Origin of the sequence: Thalassobaculum sp. OXR-137, assembly GCF_034377285.1 — a bacterium.
Lineage (GTDB): Bacteria > Pseudomonadota > Alphaproteobacteria > Thalassobaculales > Thalassobaculaceae > Thalassobaculum.
The window spans coordinates 3,880,155-3,903,091 of sequence record NZ_CP139715.1 but is presented as its reverse complement, the minus strand read 5'-3'; the positions used below and the strand labels follow the sequence as shown (position 1 = coordinate 3,903,091).

32 protein-coding genes, 1 tRNA gene and 1 pseudogene are annotated in these 22,937 nt (G+C 66.7%); 4 read left to right on the top strand and 30 right to left on the bottom strand.

The genetic code is table 11. The features are described 5' to 3' along the window. Positions 1-13: 13 nt before the first annotated feature. Positions 14-280 (bottom strand): hypothetical protein, encoded by a 267-nt coding sequence (locus T8K17_RS18150; protein WP_322331144.1) that lies wholly within the window; start codon positions 278-280, stop codon positions 14-16. 38 nt (positions 281-318) lie between these two features. Here T8K17_RS18150 and T8K17_RS18145 point away from each other — a divergent pair, with 38 nt between their 5' ends. Next, complete coding sequence (locus T8K17_RS18145) at positions 319-945, top strand: hypothetical protein (protein ID WP_322331143.1); 627 nt, start codon at positions 319-321, stop codon at positions 943-945. A 460-nt stretch (positions 946-1,405) separates the two neighbouring features. Here the strand turns inward: T8K17_RS18145 and T8K17_RS18140 are convergent, their stop codons facing one another. The 8 genes from T8K17_RS18140 to T8K17_RS18105 form a co-directional block, all read right to left on the bottom strand. Next, positions 1,406-2,185, bottom strand: coding sequence for an MBL fold metallo-hydrolase (locus T8K17_RS18140; protein ID WP_322331142.1), 780 nt, complete (start codon positions 2,183-2,185; stop codon positions 1,406-1,408). Then, positions 2,182-3,006, bottom strand: coding sequence for a TatD family hydrolase (locus T8K17_RS18135; RefSeq protein WP_322331141.1), 825 nt, complete (start codon positions 3,004-3,006; stop codon positions 2,182-2,184). The genes T8K17_RS18140 and T8K17_RS18135 overlap by 4 nt, the downstream gene beginning before the upstream one ends. Continuing rightward, positions 3,003-4,550, bottom strand: a complete 1,548-nt coding sequence (metG, locus tag T8K17_RS18130; protein ID WP_322331140.1) for a methionine--tRNA ligase — start codon at positions 4,548-4,550, stop codon at positions 3,003-3,005. The genes T8K17_RS18135 and metG overlap by 4 nt, the downstream gene beginning before the upstream one ends. A 118-nt stretch (positions 4,551-4,668) precedes the next feature. After that, positions 4,669-5,808, bottom strand: coding sequence for a DNA polymerase III subunit delta' (locus tag T8K17_RS18125; protein WP_322331139.1), 1,140 nt, complete (start codon positions 5,806-5,808; stop codon positions 4,669-4,671). Positions 5,809-5,817: 9 nt separating this feature from the next. Further along, on the bottom strand, positions 5,818-6,495 hold the full coding sequence (gene tmk, locus T8K17_RS18120) for a dTMP kinase (RefSeq protein WP_322331138.1): 678 nt from the start codon (positions 6,493-6,495) through the stop codon (positions 5,818-5,820). Continuing rightward, a complete protein-coding gene (locus T8K17_RS18115) occupies positions 6,488-7,642 on the bottom strand; it encodes a D-alanyl-D-alanine carboxypeptidase family protein (protein WP_322331137.1) in 1,155 nt (384 codons plus the stop codon). The genes tmk and T8K17_RS18115 overlap by 8 nt, the downstream gene beginning before the upstream one ends. Positions 7,643-7,763: 121 nt before the next feature. Continuing rightward, positions 7,764-8,762, bottom strand: a complete 999-nt coding sequence (locus T8K17_RS18110; protein ID WP_322331136.1) for a septal ring lytic transglycosylase RlpA family protein — start codon at positions 8,760-8,762, stop codon at positions 7,764-7,766. 53 nt (positions 8,763-8,815) lie between these two features. Further along, positions 8,816-9,817 (bottom strand): lytic murein transglycosylase, encoded by a 1,002-nt coding sequence (locus tag T8K17_RS18105; RefSeq protein ID WP_322331135.1) that lies wholly within the window; start codon positions 9,815-9,817, stop codon positions 8,816-8,818. Between the two features lie 217 nt (positions 9,818-10,034). On the opposite strand from T8K17_RS18105, the gene T8K17_RS18100 reads away from it, so the two are divergent. Then, positions 10,035-10,163: transfer RNA gene (locus T8K17_RS18100), tRNA-Ser, on the top strand. A gap of 49 nt (positions 10,164-10,212) precedes the next feature. On the opposite strand, the gene T8K17_RS18095 is transcribed toward T8K17_RS18100, so the two are convergent. From T8K17_RS18095 to T8K17_RS18080, 4 genes are all read right to left on the bottom strand, one after another. Then, positions 10,213-10,395 (bottom strand): hypothetical protein, encoded by a 183-nt coding sequence (locus T8K17_RS18095; protein WP_322331134.1) that lies wholly within the window; start codon positions 10,393-10,395, stop codon positions 10,213-10,215. Between the two features lie 797 nt (positions 10,396-11,192). Further along, entirely contained in the window at positions 11,193-11,759 is a 567-nt protein-coding gene (locus T8K17_RS18090; RefSeq protein ID WP_322331133.1) for a hypothetical protein, read from the bottom strand. Positions 11,760-11,815: 56 nt separating this feature from the next. After that, on the bottom strand, positions 11,816-12,286 hold the full coding sequence (locus T8K17_RS18085; RefSeq protein ID WP_322331132.1) for a hypothetical protein: 471 nt from the start codon (positions 12,284-12,286) through the stop codon (positions 11,816-11,818). After that, positions 12,283-12,837 carry a hypothetical protein gene (locus T8K17_RS18080; protein ID WP_322331131.1) on the bottom strand — a complete coding sequence of 185 codons (555 nt, stop codon included), beginning with the start codon at positions 12,835-12,837 and terminating at the stop codon, positions 12,283-12,285. Before T8K17_RS18080 ends, T8K17_RS18085 begins: the two co-directional genes overlap by 4 nt. A 97-nt stretch (positions 12,838-12,934) precedes the next feature. On the opposite strand from T8K17_RS18080, the gene T8K17_RS18075 reads away from it, so the two are divergent. Together T8K17_RS18075 and T8K17_RS18070 are read left to right on the top strand one after the other, a co-directional pair. Continuing rightward, positions 12,935-13,189: a helix-turn-helix domain-containing protein gene (locus T8K17_RS18075; protein WP_322331130.1), complete on the top strand. Its 255-nt coding sequence runs from the start codon at positions 12,935-12,937 to the stop codon at positions 13,187-13,189. Then, complete coding sequence (locus tag T8K17_RS18070; protein ID WP_322331129.1) at positions 13,173-14,048, top strand: HEPN domain-containing protein; 876 nt, start codon at positions 13,173-13,175, stop codon at positions 14,046-14,048. Before T8K17_RS18075 ends, T8K17_RS18070 begins: the two co-directional genes overlap by 17 nt. 33 nt (positions 14,049-14,081) lie before the next feature. Here the strand turns inward: T8K17_RS18070 and T8K17_RS18065 are convergent, their stop codons facing one another. The 17 genes and pseudogenes from T8K17_RS18065 to T8K17_RS26300 all read right to left on the bottom strand — a co-directional run. Next, the gene (locus T8K17_RS18065; protein ID WP_322331128.1) at positions 14,082-14,516 is read right to left on the bottom strand and encodes a DUF2513 domain-containing protein; all 435 of its coding nucleotides are present in this window, start codon (positions 14,514-14,516) and stop codon (positions 14,082-14,084) included. A gap of 49 nt (positions 14,517-14,565) precedes the next feature. Then, positions 14,566-14,931 (bottom strand): hypothetical protein, encoded by a 366-nt coding sequence (locus T8K17_RS18060; protein ID WP_322331127.1) that lies wholly within the window; start codon positions 14,929-14,931, stop codon positions 14,566-14,568. Continuing rightward, a complete protein-coding gene (locus T8K17_RS18055) occupies positions 14,918-15,481 on the bottom strand; it encodes a hypothetical protein (protein WP_322331126.1) in 564 nt (187 codons plus the stop codon). Before T8K17_RS18055 ends, T8K17_RS18060 begins: the two co-directional genes overlap by 14 nt. Continuing rightward, complete coding sequence (locus T8K17_RS18050) at positions 15,478-15,870, bottom strand: hypothetical protein (protein ID WP_322331125.1); 393 nt, start codon at positions 15,868-15,870, stop codon at positions 15,478-15,480. The genes T8K17_RS18055 and T8K17_RS18050 overlap by 4 nt, the downstream gene beginning before the upstream one ends. Beyond that, positions 15,867-16,520, bottom strand: a complete 654-nt coding sequence (locus T8K17_RS18045) for a hypothetical protein (RefSeq protein WP_322331124.1) — start codon at positions 16,518-16,520, stop codon at positions 15,867-15,869. The genes T8K17_RS18050 and T8K17_RS18045 overlap by 4 nt, the downstream gene beginning before the upstream one ends. Further along, positions 16,517-18,334 (bottom strand): hypothetical protein, encoded by a 1,818-nt coding sequence (locus T8K17_RS18040; protein ID WP_322331123.1) that lies wholly within the window; start codon positions 18,332-18,334, stop codon positions 16,517-16,519. Before T8K17_RS18040 ends, T8K17_RS18045 begins: the two co-directional genes overlap by 4 nt. A 133-nt stretch (positions 18,335-18,467) precedes the next feature. Next, the gene (locus T8K17_RS18035; protein ID WP_322331122.1) at positions 18,468-18,890 is read right to left on the bottom strand and encodes a hypothetical protein; all 423 of its coding nucleotides are present in this window, start codon (positions 18,888-18,890) and stop codon (positions 18,468-18,470) included. Further along, entirely contained in the window at positions 18,890-19,126 is a 237-nt protein-coding gene (locus T8K17_RS18030; protein WP_322331121.1) for a hypothetical protein, read from the bottom strand. Before T8K17_RS18030 ends, T8K17_RS18035 begins: the two co-directional genes overlap by 1 nt. Beyond that, positions 19,123-19,350, bottom strand: a complete 228-nt coding sequence (locus tag T8K17_RS18025) for an HNH endonuclease (RefSeq protein ID WP_322331120.1) — start codon at positions 19,348-19,350, stop codon at positions 19,123-19,125. Before T8K17_RS18025 ends, T8K17_RS18030 begins: the two co-directional genes overlap by 4 nt. Positions 19,351-19,517: 167 nt before the next feature. Beyond that, on the bottom strand, positions 19,518-19,715 hold the full coding sequence (locus T8K17_RS18020) for a hypothetical protein (protein ID WP_322331119.1): 198 nt from the start codon (positions 19,713-19,715) through the stop codon (positions 19,518-19,520). Beyond that, positions 19,712-20,101, bottom strand: a complete 390-nt coding sequence (locus tag T8K17_RS18015) for a hypothetical protein (RefSeq protein WP_322331118.1) — start codon at positions 20,099-20,101, stop codon at positions 19,712-19,714. Before T8K17_RS18015 ends, T8K17_RS18020 begins: the two co-directional genes overlap by 4 nt. Further along, positions 20,098-20,544: a hypothetical protein gene (locus T8K17_RS18010; protein WP_322331117.1), complete on the bottom strand. Its 447-nt coding sequence runs from the start codon at positions 20,542-20,544 to the stop codon at positions 20,098-20,100. The genes T8K17_RS18015 and T8K17_RS18010 overlap by 4 nt, the downstream gene beginning before the upstream one ends. Next, positions 20,541-21,110, bottom strand: a complete 570-nt coding sequence (locus T8K17_RS18005) for a hypothetical protein (protein ID WP_322331116.1) — start codon at positions 21,108-21,110, stop codon at positions 20,541-20,543. The genes T8K17_RS18010 and T8K17_RS18005 overlap by 4 nt, the downstream gene beginning before the upstream one ends. Positions 21,111-21,152: 42 nt before the next feature. Then, entirely contained in the window at positions 21,153-21,413 is a 261-nt protein-coding gene (locus tag T8K17_RS18000; protein WP_322331115.1) for a hypothetical protein, read from the bottom strand. After that, entirely contained in the window at positions 21,413-22,087 is a 675-nt protein-coding gene (locus T8K17_RS17995; protein ID WP_322331114.1) for a hypothetical protein, read from the bottom strand. The genes T8K17_RS18000 and T8K17_RS17995 overlap by 1 nt, the downstream gene beginning before the upstream one ends. Further along, positions 22,084-22,311: a hypothetical protein gene (locus T8K17_RS17990; RefSeq protein ID WP_322331113.1), complete on the bottom strand. Its 228-nt coding sequence runs from the start codon at positions 22,309-22,311 to the stop codon at positions 22,084-22,086. Before T8K17_RS17990 ends, T8K17_RS17995 begins: the two co-directional genes overlap by 4 nt. Positions 22,312-22,710: 399 nt before the next feature. Next, positions 22,711-22,902: pseudogene (locus T8K17_RS26300) on the bottom strand (helix-turn-helix domain-containing protein); the annotation flags it as partial. Between the last annotated feature and the right edge of the window lie 35 nt (positions 22,903-22,937).

The window sequence follows — 22,937 nt, the reverse complement described above, 5'->3', positions numbered from 1 at the left end:
CGTTTCCCGCCGGCTATTCGGAGGGGCTGGGACTCTTGTAGTCGATCTGGGCGGCGGCGCAGCGCCCCTCCTTGTCGACCATGGCGCGGAGCACGGTGCGCTGGTCGCTGTCGGCGAAGACCTTGGAGAAGCGGATGGTCTGGTCGGCGGTGCGCAGGAACACCCGGTGCTGGCGGCAGACCGCCATCAGATCCTTCAGGAACGCGCGGGCCTCGTCGCGGGTCATCACGTTCTTCTGGTGGTCCTTGGCGAGGTCGCCCAGCAGCTTGGGATCAATCATGGCGGGACGCCGCTCCGTTTTCGCGATACGATTCTTCGATGACCAGGGTAGCACTCGAACGGGCGCTGAAGAAACCGGGCCGCATTCTGACCTGGCACGCCGGTGCCGGCTGCCGCAGCCACAAGACCTCCGCGCGGGAGGATTACTACACGGTCATCCCCCCTCACCTCGCCGCCTTCGTGCATGGGTTCGGCTCGCACACGACAGAGGCCGACGTGCTGGAGCTGTTCCTGGAGGAGATGCTGATCGACCTCGCCGTGCTCGAGGCCGAGATGGAGGAGCTGGCGCGCGACGACCCGCTGATCCCGCGGATCCCCGAGGGCGGCGGGCCGGTGCTGTTCGAGGTGCGGGGATATTTCCAGGGCTGCCTGGAATTCTACGTCACCCAGCGGGTCATGGCCCGCACCGACCCGTTCCGCGCCGAAAAGGAGCCGCGCTGGCTGATCCTGGCGAGCCCGCATGTGCGCCAGGCGGCGCGCTGTGCCGCGGCCTTCGACGAGCTGCTCGACCGCTGCGAGGCGGTGTCGGCGCGGCACGATCTTGTGCTCGACATGGAACGGGTGCGCGACGGGTTCCGCACCATGCTGCGGCGCCGGCCGGGGCACCGGCCCGAACGGTTGGCGGTGCTGGCGGAGGAGGCGGTGCCGGAGCAGGTGTGGCGGTAGCCGCGCCGACCCGTCCCCTCCCCGTCGTCCTGCCGCACGTCAGGACCAAGCCGCAAACGTCACGGGCTGGGTCCCGGCCGACCTCCGGGTCAAGCCCGGAGCTCACCGGGATGACGGGTAAGTTATTCAGTTACATGAACGTCATCCCGGACGACCCCGTCCCGGATTTAATCCGGGACTGATCCGGGGGCGGGCCGGGGCACCGTCCCGAACGGTTGGCGGTGCTGGCGAAGGAGGCGGTGCCGGAGCAGGTGTGGCGGTAGGGAAACTGAATCGGAACGACTAAATTTTTCCGACTTCCTGGACTTGATCCAGGGCCGTAATGCGGACGTCACCGCCTGATCCGGGCCAACACCCTTTGAAACGCCAGCATCAAGGCCCTGGATCAAGTCCAGGAAGTCGGTTTCATTTGCGTTGGGGGGCCTTGCTTGGTGGGGGGCCGTGCGGTCGGCGCGCTGAGCTAAACCTCCACCACCAGCCCGTCATACCCGGGCTCGACCCCCGGCGGGCACTTCGCCAGGGTCTTCGCGTAGTCCAGGCGCCCGTTCATATGCGTGAGATAGGCCTGTTTCGGGGCCACGCGGGCGATCCAGCCGGTGGCCTGGGCGAGCGACGCATGCGCCCCGCTCTCCTCCTCGCGCAGGCAGTCGACGATCCACAGGTCCAACCCGAACCCCGCCAGCCGATCAAGCTGCGCCTCGCTCAGCACCGCCACGTCGGTGGAATACGCCACTTTGCCGTCGAAGATGAAGCCCAGGCTCTCGCCGGACACGCCGTGGTCCTGGCGCATGACCTCCACCTGCATTCCCGCGATCTCGTAGACCCCCTCGTCGATGTCGTGGCGCGCCAGCGGGGGCACGAAATGCGGCGGCGAGGACGGGGCGGCTTCCACCATGTAGCCAAACCGGGCCATCAGGTCGCCCCAGGTCACCGCGTCGGCATAGGTCGGGATCCGCTCCCGGGTGGTCCAGAACAGCGGCCGCAGGTCGTCCATGCCGTGGGTGTGGTCGGCATGCATATGGGTGAAGAGCAGCGCGTCGATGCTGTCCACCTGGGCATCCAGCAACTGCTCGCGCAGATCCGGCGAGGCGTCGACCAGTACCCGCCTGCCCGCCTTCTCCACCAGGAGGGAGCAGCGGCGGCGGCGGTTCTTCGGCTCGGCCGGATCGCAGGCGCCCCAGCCGCCGCTCAGGCTCGGCACGCCGACCGAGGCCCCGCACCCGAGCATGGTGATCTTCATGCCGCCTGCTCGAACCCTTCGGGTGCCGGAACCCGGTTGAACAGCCGCAGGAAGTTCTGCGTGGTGATCCGGGCGCTCTCGGCCTCGTCCAGCCCCTTGGTCTCGGCCACCACCCGGTGGGTGTGGACCACATAGGCCGGCTCGTTGCGCTTGCCGCGATGGGGCGGCGGGGCGAGGAACGGCGCGTCGGTCTCGACCAGCAGCCGGTCGGCCGGCAGGTCGGCGACGATGTCGCGGATGTCCTGGCTCTTCTTGAAGGTCACGATGCCCGACAGCGAGACGTAGAAGCCGATATCGACGGCCCGCATCGCCAGCTCGCGGCCGCTGGAGAAACAGTGCAGCACGCCGGTGAACGGCCCCTTGGCGTATTCCTCCTCCAGGATCGCCGCGGTGTCCTCATCGGCATCGCGGGTATGGACGATCAGCGGCAGGCCGGTCTCGCGCGCGGCGGCGATATGGGCGCGGAAGCCCTCCGCCTGGGCGTCGCGCGGGCTGTTGTCGTAGAAATAGTCGAGGCCGCATTCGCCGATCGCCACGACCTTGTCGTAGCTGCGGGCGAGTGCGACGATCTCCTCGGCCGGGATGCCCCGCTCCTCCCCCGCCTGGTGCGGATGGGTGCCGACGGAGCAGTAGACCTGCGGGAAGCGCTCGGCGATAGCGCGGATCCGCTCGAAGCGGCGGATCCGGGTGCAGATCGTCACCATGCGGGCGATGCCGGCGCGCTCGGCCCGGGCGACGACCTCGTCCAGCTCGGGGGCGAAGTCGTCGAAATCGAGGTGGCAATGACTATCCACAAGGGTGGGGACAGCGGTCTCAGTCACGCGGAGGTCTCCTCCGGCGCCACCCAGCGCGGGAAGACGCCTTCCGGTTTCGGCAGCGGCGTGCCCGGCACCAGCCGGTGGGCCGCCCCCAGATGGGCGAAGCTGCGCGCATCCGCCGGGATCGCCAACTGGTCCAGCATCTTCGCGCAGGAGGCCGGCATCACCGGCTGCAGCAGCAGGGCCGCGTGCCGGATCGTCTCCGCCAGGGTGTAGAGCACGGTGGCCATGCGCGCCGGATCGGTCTTGCGCAGCGCCCAGGGCGCCTGCTCGTCCACATAGCGGTTAGCGGCCCCGACCACGTCGAAGATCGCCTCCAGCCCCTTATGGAAGGCCTGGGCGTCGAAATGCTTGCGCACGGTCTCCAGCAGCGCGTCGGCGGAGGCCAGCAGCGCCTCGTCCTCCGGCGCGAAGGCCCCCGGCTCCGGCACGGCGGCGCCGCAGTTCTTCGCCACCATGGACAGCACCCGCTGGGACAGGTTGCCGATGTCGTTGGCCAGCTCCGACGTCATGCGGTTGGTCATGGAGCGGTGCGAGAAGTCGCCGTCATTGCCGAACGGCACGTCGCGCATCAGGAAATAGCGCACCTGGTCGAGGCCGTAGGTCTCCACCAGCGCGAGCGGGTCGATCACGTTGCCGACCGACTTGGAGATCTTCTGGCCCTCATTGGTCCACCAGCCATGGGCGAAGACCCGCTTCGGCGGCTCCAGCCCGGCGCCCATCAGGAAGGCCGGCCAGTAGACCGCGTGGAAGCGCAGGATGTCCTTGCCGACCATGTGCACGTCGGCCGGCCAGAACTTGGCGTAGGTGCCGGAGGTATCCGGGAAGCCGGCGGCGGTGATGTAGTTGGTCAGCGCGTCGAGCCACACATACATGATGTGGTCCTCGTCGCCCGGCACCGGGATGCCCCATTTGAAGCTGGTGCGGCTGACCGACAGGTCCTTCAGCCCGCCCTTCACGAAGGAGATCACCTCGTTGCGGCGGCTCTCCGGGGCGATGAAGTCCGGGTTCGCCTCGTAGAAGGCGAGCAGCTTGTCCTGCCATTTCGACAGGTCGAAGAAGTAGGACGGCTCCTCCACCCAGTCCACCGGCGCGCCGGTCGGCGCGATCTTCTGGCCGTCGACGGTCTTCACCTCGGTCTCGGTGTAGAACGCCTCGTCGCGCACCGAGTACCACCCGGCATAGGCGCCGAGATAGATGTGGCCGTTGTCCTTCAGGCGGCGCCAGATCTCCTGGGTCGCCTTGACGTGGCGCGGCTCGGTGGTGCGGATGAAGTCGTCCTGGCTGAAGCCCATCACCCCGGCCAGGTCGCGGAAGTTCTGGCTGACCTTGTCGGTGAAGCTCTGCGGGTCGATGCCCGCCGCCTCGGCCGCCTTCTCCACCTTCTGGCCGTGCTCGTCGGTGCCGGTCAGGAACATCACGTCGTAGCCGTCGAGCCGCTTGAACCGGGCCATCACGTCGCAGGCGAGCGTCGTGTAGGCATGGCCGATATGCGGCTTGTCGTTCACGTAGTAGATCGGCGTCGTGATGTAGTAGGTCGGGCTCATGGCCAAGTCTCCGCTGGTGCCCCGGAAAGAGGCGGCCCTTGGGTAACCCGCCACACCGGGCCGATCAAGGTCGCTGATGGTGCAGCGCGGTGCGGCGCCGCTCGGGACCGGGATGGGCTCAGGCGCGGCGGCGTTCCAGCCCCTCGCCGAAGGCCAGGGTGTGGACCGCGTCGATCAGCACCTGCTTGCGGTCCAGGTTCAGGGCGCTCTCCAGCCGGATCAGCCGCTGCACCGCCTCGCGGCGGCGGAAGGCGGCCTCCACGCCGATGCGGGCGACGTAGATGCGGCCGGCCTCCAGGTCGCCGGGGATGATCTCGTGCAGGCCCGGCGCGTGGTTGGCGGCCCGGATCGCCCGGTCGATCCAGCGCAGCAGCAGGTCGGTGCCGGTGCTGAACGGATCCTGCTCGCCCTCTTTCGGCTTGCGCCCGCCCCAGCTCCCGGCCAGCGCGTGCAGGTTCTCGCCGCTCACCTCCGGCAGGTCGGCCAGCACCTTGGCGACGTTGCGGTACAGCTCGGCGCCGCCGGCCTCCACGAACTCGACGGCCCGGCCGGGACTGCCCTCCGCCAGGCGCAGGATCAGGTCCATGTCCGGCCGCGGCAGATGCGGATGCGCGCGCGACACCAGGGCGGCGACGGCCTCGTCCTCCAGCGGCGACAGCAGCAGCCGACGGCAGCGCGACCGGGTGGTCGGCAGCATGGCGTTCAGCGCATTAGAAACAATGATAATCAATGTCTTGGAGGGCGGTTCCTCAAGTATCTTGAGAAGTGCGTTTTCCGCGTTCCGGTTCATCTTCTCGGCTTCGTCGACGATCGCCACCCGCCAGCCGCCGGAGCTGGTGCGGAAATGCAGCGAGCCTTCGAAGGCACGGACGTCGTCCACTCGGATCACCGCACTCATCACGCCGCGGTCGTTCGGCTTGCGGCGCAGGATCTTCAGGTCCGGGTGGGATTCCGCCGAGACCTGCCGCACCGCCAGATGCTCCGGATCGACCGACAGGCTGGTCGGCGGCAGCGCCTCGCCGAACAGGCCGCCCGCGGCTTCGCCGCCGCCAGACAGCACGAACTTGGCCAGGCGGAAGGCCAGCGTCGCCTTGCCGATGCCCGGCGGGCCGGCGAACAGCCAGGCATGGGGCATCCGTCCGGAATTCCAGGCCTCCAGCAGCCGGCGTTCGGCATCGCCATGGCCGAACAGCTCGGTGGCGGCGGCCGGCGTGGGCAGCCCTTCGGCCTGCGGGGAGTCGTCGGAGGTATCGCTCATGCGCGCAGTCTAGCCCAGGGACAGGCGGGCGGACACGGCCGAGAGGATGGCCTGGGCGACCGTCTCCACCGATCCGGTGGCGTCGATCAGGGCGCAGCGCTCCGGCTCGTCGGCGGCCAGCGCCCGGAAGCCCTGGGCCACCTTGGCGTGGAACGGCGCGCCCTTGCGCTCGAACCGGGTCTCGGCCGCCGGATCGTTCCCCCCTGTTCGCTCCCCTGCCCGCGCTCCGGCCCGGCTCAGCCCGGTCGCCGGGTCGATGTCGAGGATCAGCGTCAGGTCGGGCCGGGTGTCCTCCACCGCCATGTCGATCAGGCTGCGCAGGGTCGCCATCGGCACCCCGCCGGCCACGCCCTGATAGACCAGGGTGCTGTCGTAGAACCGGTCGCAGACCACCCAGTCGCCGCGCTCCAGCGCCGGGCGGATGGTGCGCACCACATGGTCGCGCCGGGCGGCGTTCATCAGCAGCGCTTCGGTGATCGCGTCCCATTTGCCGGGCTCGCCGGTGACCAGCAGGCGGCGGATCTCCTCCGCCCCCGGCGCGCCGCCCGGCTCGCGGGTCCTGACGGCGGTGATGCCGCGCTGCGCCAGCCAGGCGCAGAGGGCGGCGATCTGGGTCGACTTGCCGGCCCCCTCGCCGCCTTCCAGGGTGATGAAGCGCCCGCGCCGGGGCGTCGCGGCGTCAGTCACCCGTGCTCGGTCCCCAGATGAGGTGTCCGACCGCCGAGGTGATCCGGCCAAGCGGGCCGAGCTTGCCCACATCGGTGCCGGCACGCAGCGGCACCACCCGGTCTTCCATGTCCGGTGCGGCGATCCGCATCCTGGCCAGGACCTGGCCCTTCACGATCGGCGCCGGGATCGGCCCGTCGTATTCGACGGTGACCCGCATCTCCTTGCGGGCAGCGCGCGGCATGGTGAGGATCAGCTCGTTCTCGGTGACCAGCGGCACGGTCGCCTCGTCGCCGAGCCAGACGGCCGCCTGCTCGATCACCTCGCCGCGTTCCAGCATCTTGTAGTTGTCGAACTCGCGGAATCCCCATTCCAGCATCCGCTCGCTCTCGCTGGAGCGCTGGCTGACGCTGTCGAGGCCGTTGACCACCAGGACCAGCCGCCGGTCGCCGCGCTTGGCGCTGGCGGTCAGGCCGTAGCCCGCGTTCTCCGTATGGCCGGTCTTCAGGCCGTCGGCACCCATGCCCTTGTAGAGCAGCGGGTTGCGGTTGCCCTGCTTGATCTCGTTGTAGGTGAAGGTCTCCTCGGAGAATATCTCGTAGTAATCGGGAAACCGCCGGATCGTCTCGGCCGCCAGGGTGGCGAGGCCGCGCGCCGTGATCCGGTGCTCCGGATCCGGCCAGCCGGTGGAGTTGCGGAACGTGGCGTCCTTCATACCGATCTCCGCCGCCTTCTCCGTCATCAGCTCGGCGAAGGCCTCCTCGGTCCCGGCGATGGCCTCGGCCAGCGCGATCGACGCGTCGTTGCCCGACTGCACTATGATGCCGCGCAGGATGTCGTGCACCGTCACCCGAGAGCCGATCTCCACGAACATCTTGGAGCCGCCCTTGCGCCAGGCCTTCTCGGAGATCGGAATCTCGTCGTCCATGTGGAGCCGGCCGTCGGCGAGCCGCTCGAAGGCCAGGAAGACCGTCATGATCTTGGTCATCGAGGCCGGCGGCATCAGCTCGTCGGCGTTCTTCTGGAACAGCACCTGGCCGGTGTCGTAGTCCAGGAGGATCGCCTCCCGCGCGTTGGTCTCGATCCGGGCCGCCTCGGCGGCCGGCGGGACGGCGAGCGCCAGGAACAGGATCAGTGTGGCGAGACGGGTGAGGATGCTGACTCTCATCTTCGGCGGTCCGCTCCGGAATGGGGTGGTCGGGGATGACTGTCTCACGGCAGTCTCGCCGCGGAATGGGACGGAAGTGCGGCGGCGCGCGCGACATTCGGGCGTCGGCGCTGCCATGGCCTCAGTCGAGAACGATGCGCGCCCCGGGATAGCCGGCGACGATCACCCGCTCCAGCAGCCTGTCGGCATTGTCCACTTCGTTGATCGGGCCGATCCGGACCCGGTAGAACGTCTTACCCGAGACCTCGGCCGGCTTCACATGGGCGCCCTGAAAGTACGCGCCCAGCCGGCCGGTCAGGCGCTGGGCGTTGTCGGGATCCTCGAAGGAGCCGGCCTGTATGTAGATCTGGGTGGCTTCCGGCTTGGTGCGGCTGACCAGCGGGCGCGGCGTGTCCGTCGCGGGGGCCCTCGCCGCCGGCACGGAGGCGGTCACCGCCGGGGCCGGGATCGCCGTCGCCCCCGGCGTGCCTCGGGCGGTGCGGGCGCCGCTCGGCGCATTCAGGACCGCCACCTGCACCGAGCCGGACGGGGCGGCGCTGGGGGCCGGCGCCGACGGCAGTTTGGGGTCCGGCGACGGCACATAGTCCAGGCCCTGGGCCGCGGCCCGCTCGCGCAGGCTCTCCGGCTCCAGCAGCTCGACCCGGACCTTGGCCGTGCCCTTGTTCATGAAGCCGAGCAGCTGGGCGCTGCGCCGGGACATGTCGATGATGCGGCCATGGGCGAAGGGCCCGCGGTCGTTCACCCGGACGACGATCGAGCGGCCGTTGTCCAGGTTGGTGACCCGCACGATGCTCGGCATCGGCAGGGTGCGGTGGGCGGCGGTCAGGGCGTTCTCGTTGAACACCTCGCCATTGGCGGTGCTCTTGCCGTGGAAGCCCGGGCCGTACCAGGAGGCGATCCCCGTCTCCGAGTAGTCCCATTCCTCCTTGGGATAATACCAGACCCCCTGGATCTGGTAAGCGTTGCCGACCTTGTAGTAGCCCGTCGCCGGGGCCGCGTTCTGACTCTTGGCGGTCTTCGCCGTGTGCACCAAGAGCTCGGTCTCGGCGCATCCGGCGAGCACGACGGCAACGCCCAGCAGGAGGGCCGAGACCCATCTCCCGGCGATCGAATTCAGCATTGATATCTGCATATTGTGGTGGTCCCGATGTTATCCACCGCTAGATCGTGAAACTACCGTGCCCCCAGGGCATCGGCAAGCGTACCGACCGCGATCGCGAAATAGGTCGAGCGGTTCCACTTGAGGATCGTCTCGAAATTCTCGTAGGCCATGAAGTAGCGCGAGGAGCCATCGCGTTGGGTGACCTCGACCATCCGGCCCTCGACCGCCCGGCCGGGCAGCTCGCCGCCGCCGACCTTGCGCACGCCGAGCGCCTCCCATTGCGGCAGGGTCTTCTTGGTCTCCTGCGCGATCGCCGTCTTGTCGAAGCCGGCGGGAATCGAGACCTCGCGGCCCCAGGTGATGTCGTCGCGCCAGCCCGATTTCGACAGGTAGGTGGCGATCGAGCCGAACACGTCCGGCAGGCTGCCCCAGATGTCCTTGTCGCCGTCGCGGTCCTGGTCGACGGCGAAGAGGTGGAAGCTGGAGGGCATGAACTGGCTCTGACCCATGGCGCCGGCCCAGGAGCCCTGCATGTCTTTCGGCGCGATATGCCCCTGCTCCAGGATCTCCAGGGCGAACATCAGCTCCTTGCGGAAGAACTCGCTGCGCCGGCCGTCATAGGCCAGGGTGGCCAGGGCGGTGACCACGTCGAAGCCGCCGGTGATGCGGCCGAAATCGGTCTCGATGCCCCACAGGGCGACGATGAAGCGCTTCTGCACGCCGTACTGTTTCGACACCGCGTCGAGCAATTCGTGATGGCGCTGCAGCAGGGTGCGGCCGTAGTCGATCCGGCCCTGGGTGACGACCCGGGAGAGATACTCGTCGACCTTCAGCTTGAACTCGGGCTGGCTGCGGTCGAGCTCGATGATCCGCGGGATCGGCTTGATGCCGGTCAGCGAGGCGTCGAGAATCCGGTCCGACACGCCGCGGCCCCTCGCCTCCTGGCGCACGCCGTCGAGCCAGGCGTCGAAGGGCTGTTCGTTGGCGCCTGCCGGGCCGCCGAGACCGGCCAGCAGCACGCCGCCCGCCAGCAGTCTGATACCCGCGCGCAGTGCTGCCGCGGGGACATCCATCGGCGCACGTCCAAAACTGATCCTCACCGCCAACTCCCTGGCTGAAGTCCGTACCCGCGTCCCCGACACCGCGTGTGCCACGCCTGCGCGGCGGCTTCAAGGGGGACGCGATGTGACTCTTGCAGCGGATTGGGTCGGTGAGGTGCTTGCGGCGCGCGCCCGGCGCTTGTATCGATGCGGCAGCAGATGCCGGTCCGCCGACGCGCGGGCCAGGCACGGACGGGTGGCCGAGTGGTTGAAGGCAGCGGTCTTGAAAACCGTATAGCGGTGTCCCTGGCTGTCCCTGATTGTCACTAGGAGGCGCGGAAATCCTCGGATTTTTCGCCCCTCCTTCCCTCCCCGTCCTTCGTAATTTTTGCCCGTCCCGTGCAGTTGGGTGGCAAATGGGGTGGCAATCAGGGCGTCGACTTGGGTGGCTGGGGCGCCCGGAACAGCGAGGCGAAGCCCTTCCGGCGCTGCTTCAGTTCCTCGAGCAGCCCCGCCTTCACCAGGCGCTTGCACGCGACCTGCTCGGCTTCGTTCACGGCGGTGGTCCAGTATTCCCCGCCGTACTTGGCTAGGATCTCTTCATCCGTCATCGTGCAGCCGATCTCGGTATGCCTTCCACTCCGCGAGCACGTCTTCCTCACTCATTTCATGAGGGAGACGGAAGCCCTTTTCGACCCGGTACCTTGCCCTAGCTCTAACGCCTATTGGTTCAGCCAGTGAATTCGAAAGGCCCAAGAGCCCGCCAGCCGCAAGCTTCGGATCCCATCCGTGCCACTTTCTTACGAAGTATCGCACCGCGTCCGTGGCCACCGTGTCAGCGGCCGTGGTCCTAACTGACAGCCGGCGTAGATCCTCTGAGTGCGCACGTATGATCTCCGGACCATCCGGTCGGTAGAGGTTGCCATCTTCGTCGCGATCGAGAAGCCACGAACCTACATTTGCCGTGAAGATAAGCGCCTCGTAGGATTCACGCCGAAGCTGCCGCAGGTCCGTATATGGGGCCCCAAAAAGGTGGAACGCTATCCACCCAACACCCCCCAGCGCGAGCGCGAGAATTGACCCTGCAACGTGCTCCAACATGGATCAGCACCTTCGCGGCAATGACACGTCTCTATCTTACCATGACCACGCGGTGCTCAACGCTCGACCCATCACTGAACCGGCCGCGTGCGGTGATCAGGCCTCTGTCCTATCCGAGCGCAAACGGTGGGAGAATCCCACCATTGAACATCGATTTTGCAGGGTCATCCCCTATGGGGATGGGCGACATCCCCCCCTTCCAAAATCACTCTCAGTGAAAATGGAACTACCGCACTGGTCTAAGAGAGCGCCACGATAGGGTTTCGAGGGCGCCCCCCCCTGGGGCGGTACCAGGTCCCGGATGTGGTTACGACAATCCCAAGCCGGTCATGCCTGCTGAAACCGCCTCGATTGCGCCGCTCCTGGCCGAGGCGTGGTCGACGACAGACGGCGGGCTGATGGTGTGCCCAATCACCTTGAACGGCAGCGAGTAACCGTAACTGCGATGTAGCCAGATCATCTGGTGCCCGCTTCCGTCAACACGTGGTCGATCGGCCCACCAGCGACCCGTCGCACGCAGGTCGCCGTCCTGAAACGGGGCCAGCGGCACAGCCACCGGCGAGGCGAACAGAGCGGTATCATGCGCCTCCGACAGGTACGAACGCAGGGCGGCCACTTCCTCTGCCGTGAAGGATTCGGCGATCACCTCGCGGGTATTGTGGACCAACTCTACCGCATATTCTTCGTTCGCCTCGAAATCGGCCAGGAGTTCATCGTCGATTTCCGTGAATGGAGCTGGATCGAACGGGCGCGGGCGCTCGATCACGTGCCATCGCACGGTGTGGCCATTGAACACGCGCCCGTCGATCGACAGCACCGGCAGCGAAAGGGCTGTGTACAGGGCTGCGGGAGGTTCCGCATCGCTCATCGTCATGGTCACGTCCTTTCACGAAACTCCGTGTGCGAGCATCGCACGGGCTTGACGCTTGGTCACGGCGCGAGTGATCGCTGGCCACCGATGACGGCCTCACCGGTGGCATAGTCGAAGCGCAAGACCGTAGGGCCCTCCTGCTCCCCGCCGGCGACCGCGTGCAGGGCGTCGAAGACCTTCCGCTCTTCCGGGTCAGTGGGGGCGATCCGCAAGGCAATCCGCTCCAGCCCGTCGCGCAGCGTCGCCACCAGCCCCAGGTCGGGCGATGGCGCCTTGGCGTCCATCAGGCGCTTGTGCAGCGCCGTGGTGATCGGCAGCAGGGCGAGGGCCAGGATAGCGGCCTCCCGGCCGTCAGCGGGCACGCCGTGGCGCAGAGCGTCCATCAGTGCCAGCCGGGCCTCGGTCATGGCGTCGACCATCCAGCCGTCGACGCCCTCGCCTTGGGACTCATGGTCCGACCGGGCGATGATTTCCGCCGTGGGCCAGATCCAGGGCGTGAGTGTGCCGGCCGGCGGCTTCCGCGCGCTCATGACCGCACCGCCTCGGCAAGGAAGCGCCGGATCCGGTCCTCCGAGGATTCCTGAGCCAGGGCCAGCCGTTCCTGTTCCTGGGCCTGCCGTTCTGCCTTACGCTGTGCCGCCGCAACGCGGATCTCTTCGGCAAGTTGCTTGGCGAATTCGATGGCGCCGTCGAGGTTGGGGGTCAGCGGCTCCGGGACCACACCGCCAGCGACTGCATATGCGTCGTGGATCAGCCGGCGCATCACGGCGGCGTCCGCCGCTTTCTCATCCTCACCGAGGGCGCGCAGCTTGGCGGCAAAGCCGGCCGAGGTTTGAGGTGTGATCTCCATCAGGGCGTCCGTCGCCTCGCAGGCGCGGTCGTAGTGCGGGTCGCCGGCTTCGTCGGACGGAGCGTCGTTGCAGGCCTTCCGTTCGGCATGGGCCGTTTCGCAGAGCGCGAGCAGCTCCGCGTCCGGATGAGACAGGGCCGCCGCGGCTCCGGTGCTGCCGGCGATCGCGGGAACCGCGAGACCGGCAAGAGCCTGGCGGCGGGTGATGGTGGGCGATGTGCGATTAATCATGCTTCACTCCCGTTGGATGATTTCACGCGGAGTGATATATTTCGCTCAAAGTGAGCGTTAGTCAATATCTATGGATCAAAATGATAGGAATCGCTCAATGAACGTTTCCGGTCGGCAGATCGCCGCAGCCCGCGTCATGGCTGGGCTTGATCAGAAGACCCTGGCAGCCGCGGCCAACGTCTCCGTCGCGACCCTGAGACGAATGGAGGCGAGCGACGGAAATGCGGCAGGGCTGGCCAACAACGTCGCCGCTGTCATTCGAGCAATCGAGGAAGCCGGCGTCGAGTTAATACCGGAGAATGGCGGCGGCGCCGGGGTACGGCTTAGGAAGGGCCATGACGGACCAGGCTGACCATCGATCTCTCTACCAGTTGGCTATGAGAGCGCAGATTATCTACGACATGTTCGTGCGCACCGCAGACGAGGATTACGTCACCGCGCGCTGGGCAATGAGCACCCGCATGATGTCGACCTTCTTTTGGCTCAGCGCCCATTGCCTCGAGAAGTACTTCAAGGCTGTGCTGTTGATGAACGGCCACAGTGCCCGGACGCAGGGGCACGATATCGTAAGGCTATATAACGAGGTCAACGACTTGGCTGGAGAGCTTTTGCCTGAAAGCATGCAACGGCCAGATTGGGTTGAAGACGAATACTGGCATGATCAGACGATTGAACAGTTCATAGAACGCCTTGCGGAATTTGGACACTCCGACAATAGATATTTAGTGTTCGGCTATATTTATTTCGAGCAGGATTTATTTTTCCTAGATCATATGGTGCTTTGTATACGACGACTCATCGGGCGTCTGGATGAGCCAATCAATCCGGATGAATCCGACCTACCGACGCTGCGCGAGGCTTTGCGCTCGCCTGCCTATCATCCGATCCATGGCGCGAGGCTGTTGGAGGAATTGACGCAGCGCCCCGACACAAATGCCGAGGCTTCGAGAGCCCTGCTAAATCGAAATTTCTCACTCGCTCCGGCCGACTATCCGCATGCCGGTGCTGTTGGCGGATCCGGGTCGTCTAGCTCCGCAATCGTCCGGCAAATTCTAGAGCCTATGCGGAGCCCGAACAGAGAATGGGCTCTGGACGGCGTCGATACCGCCGATTGGCTGCTGACCAACGTCAGGCTCTCAAGAGGAGTGGAGAGGCAAATTCGTGAGGCGGTTGAAGAGGCCCGACGGCGATTGGCGCCGGACGAAGAATGACCGTCCCTCTATGCCACCGTTCTGGAGCAGGACTCAATTTCCGGCGCCACCGATCTGTCCCAGAGCCCACCGTTTGAGAGCTTCGACTCCCACTTCTTTGATCACCTTCAGCGGCATGGACGCCAAGTCTGACGGCGAGAACGTCTTTTTGATCTGTCCCCAAACGGTATCATTTTTTATGGCGGCCAGAAGGTCGTGGCCCTCCCAAGTGAGGTCTCTCACCAGAACGCGGGCGTAATTCGGCTCTGAGCTGCTGCGCAAGGGCGTGCCGTCTAGGAGCCCCTCTTGGTGAAGCATTTCGATATGTCGGCCTACAATGAGCGGATCGCGCCCTTCGATCACGATCGCCTGCGCCCTAAGATCTTCACGCGCTTCGACATGAAGCAGGATCTCGCGGACCACATCCATGTCCCGTCGCACGCGCTTCGCTCCCGAGCAGTCATCCACGGCCGAAGCGATATGGTTCATTGTGCAATTCTCCGTTGCAACCTGTTTGGCGACTTGATCTGCCGCAGCCCTACCCCTTCCCCGGGCCATTGAGCAGGCGCGTCACGTAGCCCAGGCAGGCCCCGGTGACTTCGGCCAGGTCGGACTTCGCGACGGCGGTGATGGTCTTCTTCACCGTGCTGCCGTCCGGCCGGCCAAGACCGACATGGACCACCACCCCGAGGGCGTCCAGGTCGACGGCCTTCACGCGATCGATGACCGGCAGCAGCCCACCGAACGCCCGGGAAATCCGGATCATGCCGTCTGCGCTCGGCGTCAGCGCCACGGCCTCCCCTGCCAGGGTCAACTCGAAGGAGTCCCCTTCCGCCTGCGCGGGGGGCGGCACCGGTGCAGCGGCTCCGGCGTCCGGGGTCTGTGTGGCTTCAGGCTGGTTCATGGCTCGGTTCCTTTTCGGCTGAATCGTTGGCTGGGGTGCGGCCGGGGTCGAACTGGCCTTCCAGGGTGGCGGCGATCTCTTGGACGCGGTGGCCAAGGTCCACAGTGCTGGCATGCACGGCCGGATCTTCCCAGAGCTGCGCGAGGGCGGCTGCGTAATCGACATGCATCCCCACCAGGAGCGTGAACCGCCACCGGTCGCGCTGCTTCGGCCAGGCCTCCCCACGGTCGACGGCGGCGCCGGCTGCAGCCTCGGCAGAGCGGACGAGCTGCGCCATGACGGGCGGTTCCTCGATCCCGGCTTCCTTCAGCTTGCGGCGGGCCGTGATCACGCTGCGCAGGCGCGGCGGGTCGAACGACAGTTCCTCGCCCGCCATGTGCAGATACAGGGCCGACAGGTCACCCGCGATCCGGCTGGCCAAGGTCCGCCAGGTCTGCCGGGGCGTCTCGGCGCCGAGGTAGCGGGCCAGTTCCTCCTGCGTGGCCAGCAGGCGCTCGATCATGTCGCCCCGGCGGGCGACGCGCAGGTCTTCCACGGTCTCGGCGGTCATGTGTCGTCCTCCAGGGCAGCGGCGAACAGGTCGAAAATCTCGCCGTCCTTCGCCTCGGCGTCGGCCAGGTTCGCGCGCACGTCGGCTGCGGTCATTCCGGCCGGCAGCAGGCGATTGCGGGTTTCGGTGCGGATCTGGGCCAGGGCGATGTCGACCACTTCCCGGCCGGCCGGCGTCAGTCGCACTCGGGTCAGGAGCGGGCGGACGGCCTTGACCACCGCGTCGGCGTGCCGGTCGGCGGCGTCCTCCATGCGCTCGGCGAAGGCGGCGGCGTCGAAGGCGTCGGACGATCGGGCCTCGGTCAGATCGGTCAGCAGTGCCGCGCGCTCCGGTGCGAAGCGCTTGGCCACGCCACGGGCGACTGCGCCCAAGGTTGCGCGGCTGATCATGCCGCGGCCTGCTGTGCCAGGAAGGCGGCTACGGCGGCGGCGTTCGGATCGCTGAAGGCTTCGGCGTGCTGCGCGTGGTCGGGATAGAGCCCGACGATGCGCTGATCCGCCCCGGCCGCCGTAACGGTCGTCAGGTGCATCACGCCGCCGATGCAGAGCTGGCCCATGAACTGGTCCCGCACCTTCCACTGTGCGAGGGCCAGGCGGATGAACTGCGCCTCCGACACCGTCGAGGGCATGGGAGGCAGCGTCGCCGGCCGGGGCAGCAGGTGGACGCCCTCGGTGAAGGTTTCGGCCTGCACCGGTTCCCTCGGCGCCTTGGTGACCATCTGGACGGCCAAGGCTCCCAGACGGTCGCTCCAGCCGGCGACGGTGATCTCGAGTCCCTTCCCTACGGCGTCATCGGCCAGCGTTTCGGCAAAGACCCGGGCGGCCAGGATCGCACCATCGGCGTCCGCGAGGCCTGCCGCCATTTCATCGAAGCGCTCGCCCAGCGAGACATAGCCGCGGGTCGTCCAGGCGAAGCGGCCGGACGGAGCAACATGCGTCTTCGTCTCGCACAGCGAGTGCGGCTCCCCTCCGGAATAGCAGAGCGTGTCCGAAAGCAGGTCGATCCGACCGGGGGCGAAATTGATGTTGAGAACGCTCATCGAAGGGCCTCCATGACCAGGGCGCCGAATGCCTCGGCGTGTTCATCGGGGATGGTGTCCAGGCTCTTAGCCGCGTCCTCCGCAGCCCGGGCCGCTTTCCTCTGCGCCTCGGTCTGCGTGTCCCACTGGTCGGACAGCTTCTTGGTCGCGGCGGCGGTCTTCAGGATGGCCGCTTCCTCGGTGTCGGAGATCTGGACGCCTGCCTTGCGCAGCTTGGCGATATCTGTCCGGATCTTCGCTTCGTCCTCACCCACCTGCAGCCGAAGCTTCGCCAGATCGTACTCCTCGCCTAGGCCGGCGATGTACTGGTCCAGCGCCTGGCGATCGGCGGTGCGTTCCTGCAGCTCGGCGATCTCGCCGAGGGTGTCGCGGTAGTCGGCGGCGGTGCGGGACTGGAGTTGACCGGACTCGATAAGCGCCTTGTTCGCGCTGTTGAAAGCCTCGGCGGCATCGGCCGCTTTCTGGTCCAGATCGAAGCCGGCGGAGATCTTCTCGAACGCGGCGAGCCCGGATCCGGCCAGCGCCTCATACGCCTTCCGCGACCGGGCAAGCTGGGTGTCCAGGCTGGTGAGGTTGTCATTGACCGCTGCGGACGCCTTCATGCTGGTCGAGGCGACCACGTCGGCGGCTGCCTTCCCACCACGCTCGGCTCGGTCGATGAAGCCCTGGATCGCGACGGACTCTTTCTCCAGCTCGGCGAGGCGCTCCTGTGCGGCCGTATTCTGAGCGCTCTTGCCGCGGGCGCGGCCACCATTGGCGATCTTGTCCTGGAGGTCGACAATCTCGCCCTGGACCCGCGCAAGTTCCTTGTAGGGGTCCACCGCCTCCAGGGCGCCGAGGCGGGCGCGCAAGGCGATGCTCTGCCGGGTGGCCGACCGCCCGTCCACATCGGCCAGTGCTTCCAGTTCGCCGCGAAGCGCTTCCGCCTGCGCCCGGGCGGCGTCGAGCTCGTCGCCGAACATGAATGTCTGCGGGCCAAGCCCACCGACCGCATCGGCCACAGCCACGGACAGCCGCTCGAAAACCCCGATCGCAGCTTCGATCGCCGGCGCCATGGAGAGCACGAAGGTCTGCGCGGCCGTGTCCGCCCGCTCGGATAGGATACCGAGGCGGTCGTTCAGTTCCTCAGATCGGCGGGCCAGGTCGCCACCGAGGACGACACCCGCATCGTTGGCCTGGGTCGCGAGATCAGCGAGGCCGGCGGAGCCATTCTTGAGCAGGTTGACCATCGGCCCACCGGACTTACCGAACGCCTCGGTGGCCAGCCGCATGCGCTCCTGGGGGCTGACAGCGCTGGCCAGGGCGTCCGCGTAGTCGCCAAGCACTGCCTCGGTTGAGCGCAGGCGCCCATCGTTATCCCGCAAAGCGATGGAGTACTGTTTGAGGATCGGGAGAAGGTTGCCGGTCCCCGCCTGCGCCTGGCCCAGCCGGCGGATCCACTGCTCGAGCGATTTGTCGAGCGCCTCCGTCGCCACACCCGATCGCGCGGCACCGAACCTGTACTCCTGCAGGCTTTCGATCGTCAGGCCGAGGGCGTCGGCCATTTTGACGAGTGAATCGGCGCTGGCAATGTTCGACTTCGTGAAGTTGACGACGGCCCCCACCGACAGCGCCACGCCGAGCGCGCCGAGACCTTTCGTCACCAGGTTGCCCGCCCGGTTGACCCTGCTCATCGCTTCGTCGACTTCTTTCATGCGCCGGTCGGTCTTCCGGGCGAAGTCGCCGACGGTATCGTCCGCTTTGCGCAGCTCGCGCCGCAATCCTTCGGCGGTGGCGTCGAGACGGAGGAGGAGCTCTTCAGTTGCAGTCGCCATCGATCACAAGGCCTCCATGACCAGGTTCGCGATTTTTAATTCGCCCCAAATTTTCAAATGCACGCGCAGAAATTTGACCAACCGACCGGCATGCGACCGGTCCCCGTCAGGGTTTTCGACCCCTCCCCCCTCCTCATGGCGTCGGCGCCCCGAGCTCGCGCCACAGGGCGTCGTGGAGTGGTGCGACCGGCTGTCCGTCAGCGTTCCGCATGAGGTGGAAGGGCCGCCGGCCGTGGCTGATTGCGGCGGTGATCTCGCGGTGATGGTCAGCGCACAGCGAGGCGAAAGGACCGGCCAGGAACTTCTCCCAGCTCGTCGGCGGCTCCGTATGGTGCACGTCCGTGGCAAGCTCGACCCGATCAAACACCACACGGCAGATGCGACAGAGCGGCTCCGATGAGAGATGGTCCGGCCGCACCCGCTTGCGCCACGCGGCGCGCATGTACCAGCGGCGCAGTTCCCCGTTCTCCCGATAGCGGCGCGCGTCGGTGCTGCGGCGCTGCTGCTGGCGGGTTGCCGATCGGGGGGCGCGGTGTACTGGCGGGCGGCTCGGCATCAGTCGATGCCCTCATCGTCGTCTTCATCACCACAAGCCGCGATCTCTTCCGGGCTGGCGTGGTTTTCAGGATCCACGAGGTAGAGCAGCTCCTTCCGGGCCGCATCCGATGCCATGCGGATCAAGCCCTGGATCGCCAGCAGGCGGGCTGCGCTTTCCCGTTCCATGCCGAGGCGCATCAGGTCTGTGATCGCCCCTTCAATGATCGCCCGCACCTGGGCAGTCGTGTCGCTCATTGGTCGCTCCGGTTCCAGGGGTGGCCAGGGTCGACCGGCCGGCCGGATAGGTCCGCACCCTTCACCCGACCGGTGGATTCCATCTGCTGTTTCTCGCGGCCGTGGTGCGATGCACAGAGCGGCTGCAGGTTGGTCTCGTCCCACATCAGAGCTGGGTCGCCTCGGTGCGGCACGATGTGGTCAACCACCGTCGCCTCGGTGGTCAGCCCCTCGGTCCGGCACATGACGCACAGCGCGTTCTCAGGGCGGGATAGGAACCGCCGCCGCATCCGCTGCCATCGCGCGTTGTAGCCTCGCTGAGCGGCAGTGCCGCGCCGGGCGTCGATCTCGCGCCACCGGCCAGCCGGCTTGGCATCGGCTTGCCTAACAGCGAGTGGTGGGCGCTTGGGCATTATCGGCCAGCCTTCCTGGCGCAGACGGCCTCAAACGCGGCGATGGCGCCATTGACTGCGCCGAGCCTGATTTCAATTGCATCGAGCCTGGCGTGCAGCGGTTCGACGGCCTCCTCGACTGCGGCCTCGATCGCGCCGCGCAGGGCGTCCCAAAAGCTAGTTTTGAAGTCGTCGCCGCCGTCGCTGGAGTCGGTCACTGGCCTGTCTCCGTGTCTGGGATGCTGCGCGGCGCCTCCACTGCATGCTCGCCTAAAGGCGCCGCGCGCTCCTCGTCCGCGTGGTTCGGCATGCTCGCCGGTGCGGTTGAGTCCGGGTTTGGTTGACGCAGTGAGCGGGCCGGTACGCGAACACGGGGCTTTGCCGGCGGTTCGCTACGGGTCGCAGCGACCTCAAGGGCGGCGATACGCTCCGACAGGACCGTGGTGGTTGCGCGTACTTCGCTGAGCGCTTCGCCGAAGATCGCGCCGATGTCGCCAACCGCGTCTTCCACGTCGGCGAGCGTTGCCTGTTCTTTCGGTGTGGCGCGAGAACGCGACAGAAGTTGGGCTATAGCGTCGAGCGGCGATGTCTGGTCGATGCTCATGACGTATGCGCTCCGCCACGGTGATAGAAGCCATCAACGAAGAACTCGCGGTAGTCCCCGACCGGGACCACGCGCCCATGATCCGCGATGAAAAGGTCGCCCTCGCAGGCGAATAACAGGACCGCGTGATGCTCCTGTTTCGGCTTCCATCCAGAGAGGACGACGCCGCCCAGGCGGCTTTGAAGCCAGAGACTTTTGTTTTCGCAATTTCCCTGGATTGACGGGATACCGCGCCCGCATCCCTCGCGGACGTAGGGTGCATTCCAGGCCTTTCGACACAGATCGACTGCGCGCACCAGGGCGACATCGACCACCGAGCGGGACCACTCAGCGGCAGGATCCGCTTCCGGCGAGCGTGCTACACGGGCCAGGGTCTCAGCGGCACGGGCCAGCACGCGGGTCTCGCGGCTGTAGTCGGCGGGGCTGGTCGTGGTCTCGGTCATCGTTCCTGCCTCCATGCGGCCTGAGGCATCGGTCCGTCGCTCGCCTTCGCGTGCCGGCGGCTGGCGTTGAGGACCCGCCGCATGCTTTCAATCCCGCCGCGCAGGTCCCGCAAGCGGGGCATGAGGCTGTTCGGCAGGAAAAAGCCGCGCTGCCGAACCTCGACGGCGGCGATAACGGCGGGGTCGATCAGGCGGTCCAGATCGTTCAACCGCTCTCCGACCGTGTCAGCGAGAATCTCGAGACCGTCGAGGAGCCGGGAGACCGTCGCGTCCTCAAAGGCCTTTTTCTCGGCGTCCAGGGCGGCTTGAGCGTCGTCCTCGGCGGCATAGAGTGCGGCGAGGCTCTTGCCGATCTCATCGACTTCGCAGGTGGTAATCGTCTGCGGCTGGCCTGGCACCTGCCGAGCCAGAACCCTCGACGCCTCGACGTGCTTCACCTGCCCGGCCTCACGGGCCGAAACCGCGTCGTGCAGGGCTTGCTCGGCGGCGACCAGCGTCGCCGGCTTCGGCGGCACGGCCAGCAGGGCAACGTAATCGTCGTCGGGCTGTTTCGTCTTTGTCGCCATTGTGTTCAGCCTCTGGTTCGGTGATTCGCCAAGAAATTTGCCCTAATCCGAGCGCGACGTATCGAACGCGTTCCTTTTGGTAGTGAGGGTTTCGAAAACTAGCCGGTAGACCGTATCGCTCAGTACCTTGTGATCCTCGCTGACATTCGCCTCGATTATTCCGTGATCTATAAGTAATCCGACAATTCGGTCGTCGGCTTCTTGGCGATAGAAAAACGTGCCCTTGCCGGCCTTCTGAAGTGCCCGCCACTTGCGGGTGCGGAGGGTGGCGGGCTTGGGATTGTCAGTGCGGGGGCGGGTCATCAGCCGACCTCCAGCGCGTCCACAAGGGCGACCAGGTCGTCATCCGACCCGATCGCCGCAAGCTTGAGGCGGATGCGGTGGTTAATGCCCAGCCGGTCGAAGATCTCGGCAGCATCGTGGCCCGGCTTTGCCGCGGCGATGGCGTCGAGCACCTGAGTCTCGGCCGCACGCCACCGCTGGCGGGAGTCTTCCTGCCGTGCCTGCTCGGCTTCGACTTTCCGCCGGCGCTCGCGCTCCACGTCGACCGCGTCCAGCGCGCGTAGGGCATGCCGGCGCGGACCCGCGTAACTTTCGGCCAGGGCGACAACCTCGGCTACGGCGGGCAAGAACGCCTTCGCGTGGACGATTTCCCAGCAGGCCCGGGCGACCACATCCGCAGGAAATCCGGCGAGGTGTTCGGCCAGGCCGATCACATAGCCGCGGATATCTGCTGCGCCGCGCTGTGGATACGCTGCGACAAGCCGGGCGATTGCCCGCTCCAGTTCGCTCACTTCAACCGGTTCAGTGGCCGCGACAAGATCTCGGCGGATCTCGTCTTCCTCGGCTAGCGTCGGGAGACGGCTGTATCGGTCGGGCATGGAGTACGCGAGCCATCCGTACGGGCCACGCTCCAGGTCCAGGCGGATAGTCGACAGGCCCGTTTCCCGGGCCACTGTCGCCGGAAGACGGCTCACGATTGCACCTCCTGCCCTCGCCGGATGTGTTCGAACACCTCCCCGACTTGGTCGATATGGCTGGCTGGTTTCGAGCCATGTCCGCCCGGCCTGAACTCGTGAGCCCGCCGGATCCAGTTGCGCCACGTCGCTGACCAGTCGGCCTTGGCCGCGTCGCGCCCGCTCTTGGCGAGCCAATGGTCCCGGAACCGGGCGGCCTCCCGGTCGATGGCGTTGTCGCTCATCCCCTCCCGGGCAGCGAATTCCCAGTCGGCCTGGCTAGGCCACCAGTCGGAACTGATTCTTGTTGCCCGCACCGGCCGGGTTGGCTTCGGGCTACCACCCTCTTCCAGCAACGAAGCTTGCGCGCGTTCTCTCTCTATCGGAGATATTGGATGGAGATAGTATGGAGAGGGCGCATCTCCTGCGCCCGTCCTGCGCATCTCCTGCGCCCCTACGGGCGCATATCCTGCGCCCGTAAGACCCGAGGGGCGCACCTCCTGCGCCTGTAGGGGCGCATCTCCTGCGCCCGTCGGGCGTTCCTCAACCTCATTCTGGAGATGACGATCGGCCACGGGTAGTTGATAGACCGTCGTGAGTTTCCGGCCAGCGTTTGCGGCTCGCGCGACGGCGATCAGTCCAGCGGCTTCAAGACCTCGCAACGCACCCTGCACCGCCCGGCGCGACAAGCCCGTCTCTTCGACCATCCGTGCGGTGGTTCGCCAGGCCTCGGACCCGTCGTCGTTGGCGGTGTCTGCCAAGCGAAGCAAGACGAGCTTTTGAGGCGCCGATACCCCGGAAATCGACCAAGCCCATGTGATCGCGCGAAGGCTCATCACGTCCACCTCCGCCGGGTGGTGTCAGGGCAGAA

Coding starts and splice junctions, on each gene's coding strand:
- T8K17_RS18150 (WP_322331144.1), bottom strand. CDS start 280: ATGATTGATCCCAAGCTGCTGGGCGACCTCGCCAAGGACCACCAGAAG.
- T8K17_RS18145 (WP_322331143.1), top strand. CDS start 319: ATGACCAGGGTAGCACTCGAACGGGCGCTGAAGAAACCGGGCCGCATT.
- T8K17_RS18140 (WP_322331142.1), bottom strand. CDS start 2,185: ATGAAGATCACCATGCTCGGGTGCGGGGCCTCGGTCGGCGTGCCGAGC.
- metG (WP_322331140.1), bottom strand. CDS start 4,550: ATGAGCCCGACCTACTACATCACGACGCCGATCTACTACGTGAACGAC.
- T8K17_RS18125 (WP_322331139.1), bottom strand. CDS start 5,808: ATGAGCGATACCTCCGACGACTCCCCGCAGGCCGAAGGGCTGCCCACG.
- T8K17_RS18115 (WP_322331137.1), bottom strand. CDS start 7,642: ATGAGAGTCAGCATCCTCACCCGTCTCGCCACACTGATCCTGTTCCTG.
- T8K17_RS18110 (WP_322331136.1), bottom strand. CDS start 8,762: ATGCTGAATTCGATCGCCGGGAGATGGGTCTCGGCCCTCCTGCTGGGC.
- T8K17_RS18105 (WP_322331135.1), bottom strand. CDS start 9,817: ATGGATGTCCCCGCGGCAGCACTGCGCGCGGGTATCAGACTGCTGGCG.
- T8K17_RS18095 (WP_322331134.1), bottom strand. CDS start 10,395: ATGACGGATGAAGAGATCCTAGCCAAGTACGGCGGGGAATACTGGACC.
- T8K17_RS18090 (WP_322331133.1), bottom strand. CDS start 11,759: ATGACGATGAGCGATGCGGAACCTCCCGCAGCCCTGTACACAGCCCTT.
- T8K17_RS18085 (WP_322331132.1), bottom strand. CDS start 12,286: ATGAGCGCGCGGAAGCCGCCGGCCGGCACACTCACGCCCTGGATCTGG.
- T8K17_RS18080 (WP_322331131.1), bottom strand. CDS start 12,837: ATGATTAATCGCACATCGCCCACCATCACCCGCCGCCAGGCTCTTGCC.
- T8K17_RS18075 (WP_322331130.1), top strand. CDS start 12,935: ATGAACGTTTCCGGTCGGCAGATCGCCGCAGCCCGCGTCATGGCTGGG.
- T8K17_RS18070 (WP_322331129.1), top strand. CDS start 13,173: ATGACGGACCAGGCTGACCATCGATCTCTCTACCAGTTGGCTATGAGA.
- T8K17_RS18065 (WP_322331128.1), bottom strand. CDS start 14,516: ATGAACCATATCGCTTCGGCCGTGGATGACTGCTCGGGAGCGAAGCGC.
- T8K17_RS18060 (WP_322331127.1), bottom strand. CDS start 14,931: ATGAACCAGCCTGAAGCCACACAGACCCCGGACGCCGGAGCCGCTGCA.
- T8K17_RS18055 (WP_322331126.1), bottom strand. CDS start 15,481: ATGACCGCCGAGACCGTGGAAGACCTGCGCGTCGCCCGCCGGGGCGAC.
- T8K17_RS18050 (WP_322331125.1), bottom strand. CDS start 15,870: ATGATCAGCCGCGCAACCTTGGGCGCAGTCGCCCGTGGCGTGGCCAAG.
- T8K17_RS18045 (WP_322331124.1), bottom strand. CDS start 16,520: ATGAGCGTTCTCAACATCAATTTCGCCCCCGGTCGGATCGACCTGCTT.
- T8K17_RS18040 (WP_322331123.1), bottom strand. CDS start 18,334: ATGGCGACTGCAACTGAAGAGCTCCTCCTCCGTCTCGACGCCACCGCC.
- T8K17_RS18035 (WP_322331122.1), bottom strand. CDS start 18,890: ATGCCGAGCCGCCCGCCAGTACACCGCGCCCCCCGATCGGCAACCCGC.
- T8K17_RS18030 (WP_322331121.1), bottom strand. CDS start 19,126: ATGAGCGACACGACTGCCCAGGTGCGGGCGATCATTGAAGGGGCGATC.
- T8K17_RS18025 (WP_322331120.1), bottom strand. CDS start 19,350: ATGTGCCGGACCGAGGGGCTGACCACCGAGGCGACGGTGGTTGACCAC.
- T8K17_RS18015 (WP_322331118.1), bottom strand. CDS start 20,101: ATGAGCATCGACCAGACATCGCCGCTCGACGCTATAGCCCAACTTCTG.
- T8K17_RS18010 (WP_322331117.1), bottom strand. CDS start 20,544: ATGACCGAGACCACGACCAGCCCCGCCGACTACAGCCGCGAGACCCGC.
- T8K17_RS18005 (WP_322331116.1), bottom strand. CDS start 21,110: ATGGCGACAAAGACGAAACAGCCCGACGACGATTACGTTGCCCTGCTG.
- T8K17_RS18000 (WP_322331115.1), bottom strand. CDS start 21,413: ATGACCCGCCCCCGCACTGACAATCCCAAGCCCGCCACCCTCCGCACC.
- T8K17_RS17990 (WP_322331113.1), bottom strand. CDS start 22,311: ATGAGCGACAACGCCATCGACCGGGAGGCCGCCCGGTTCCGGGACCAT.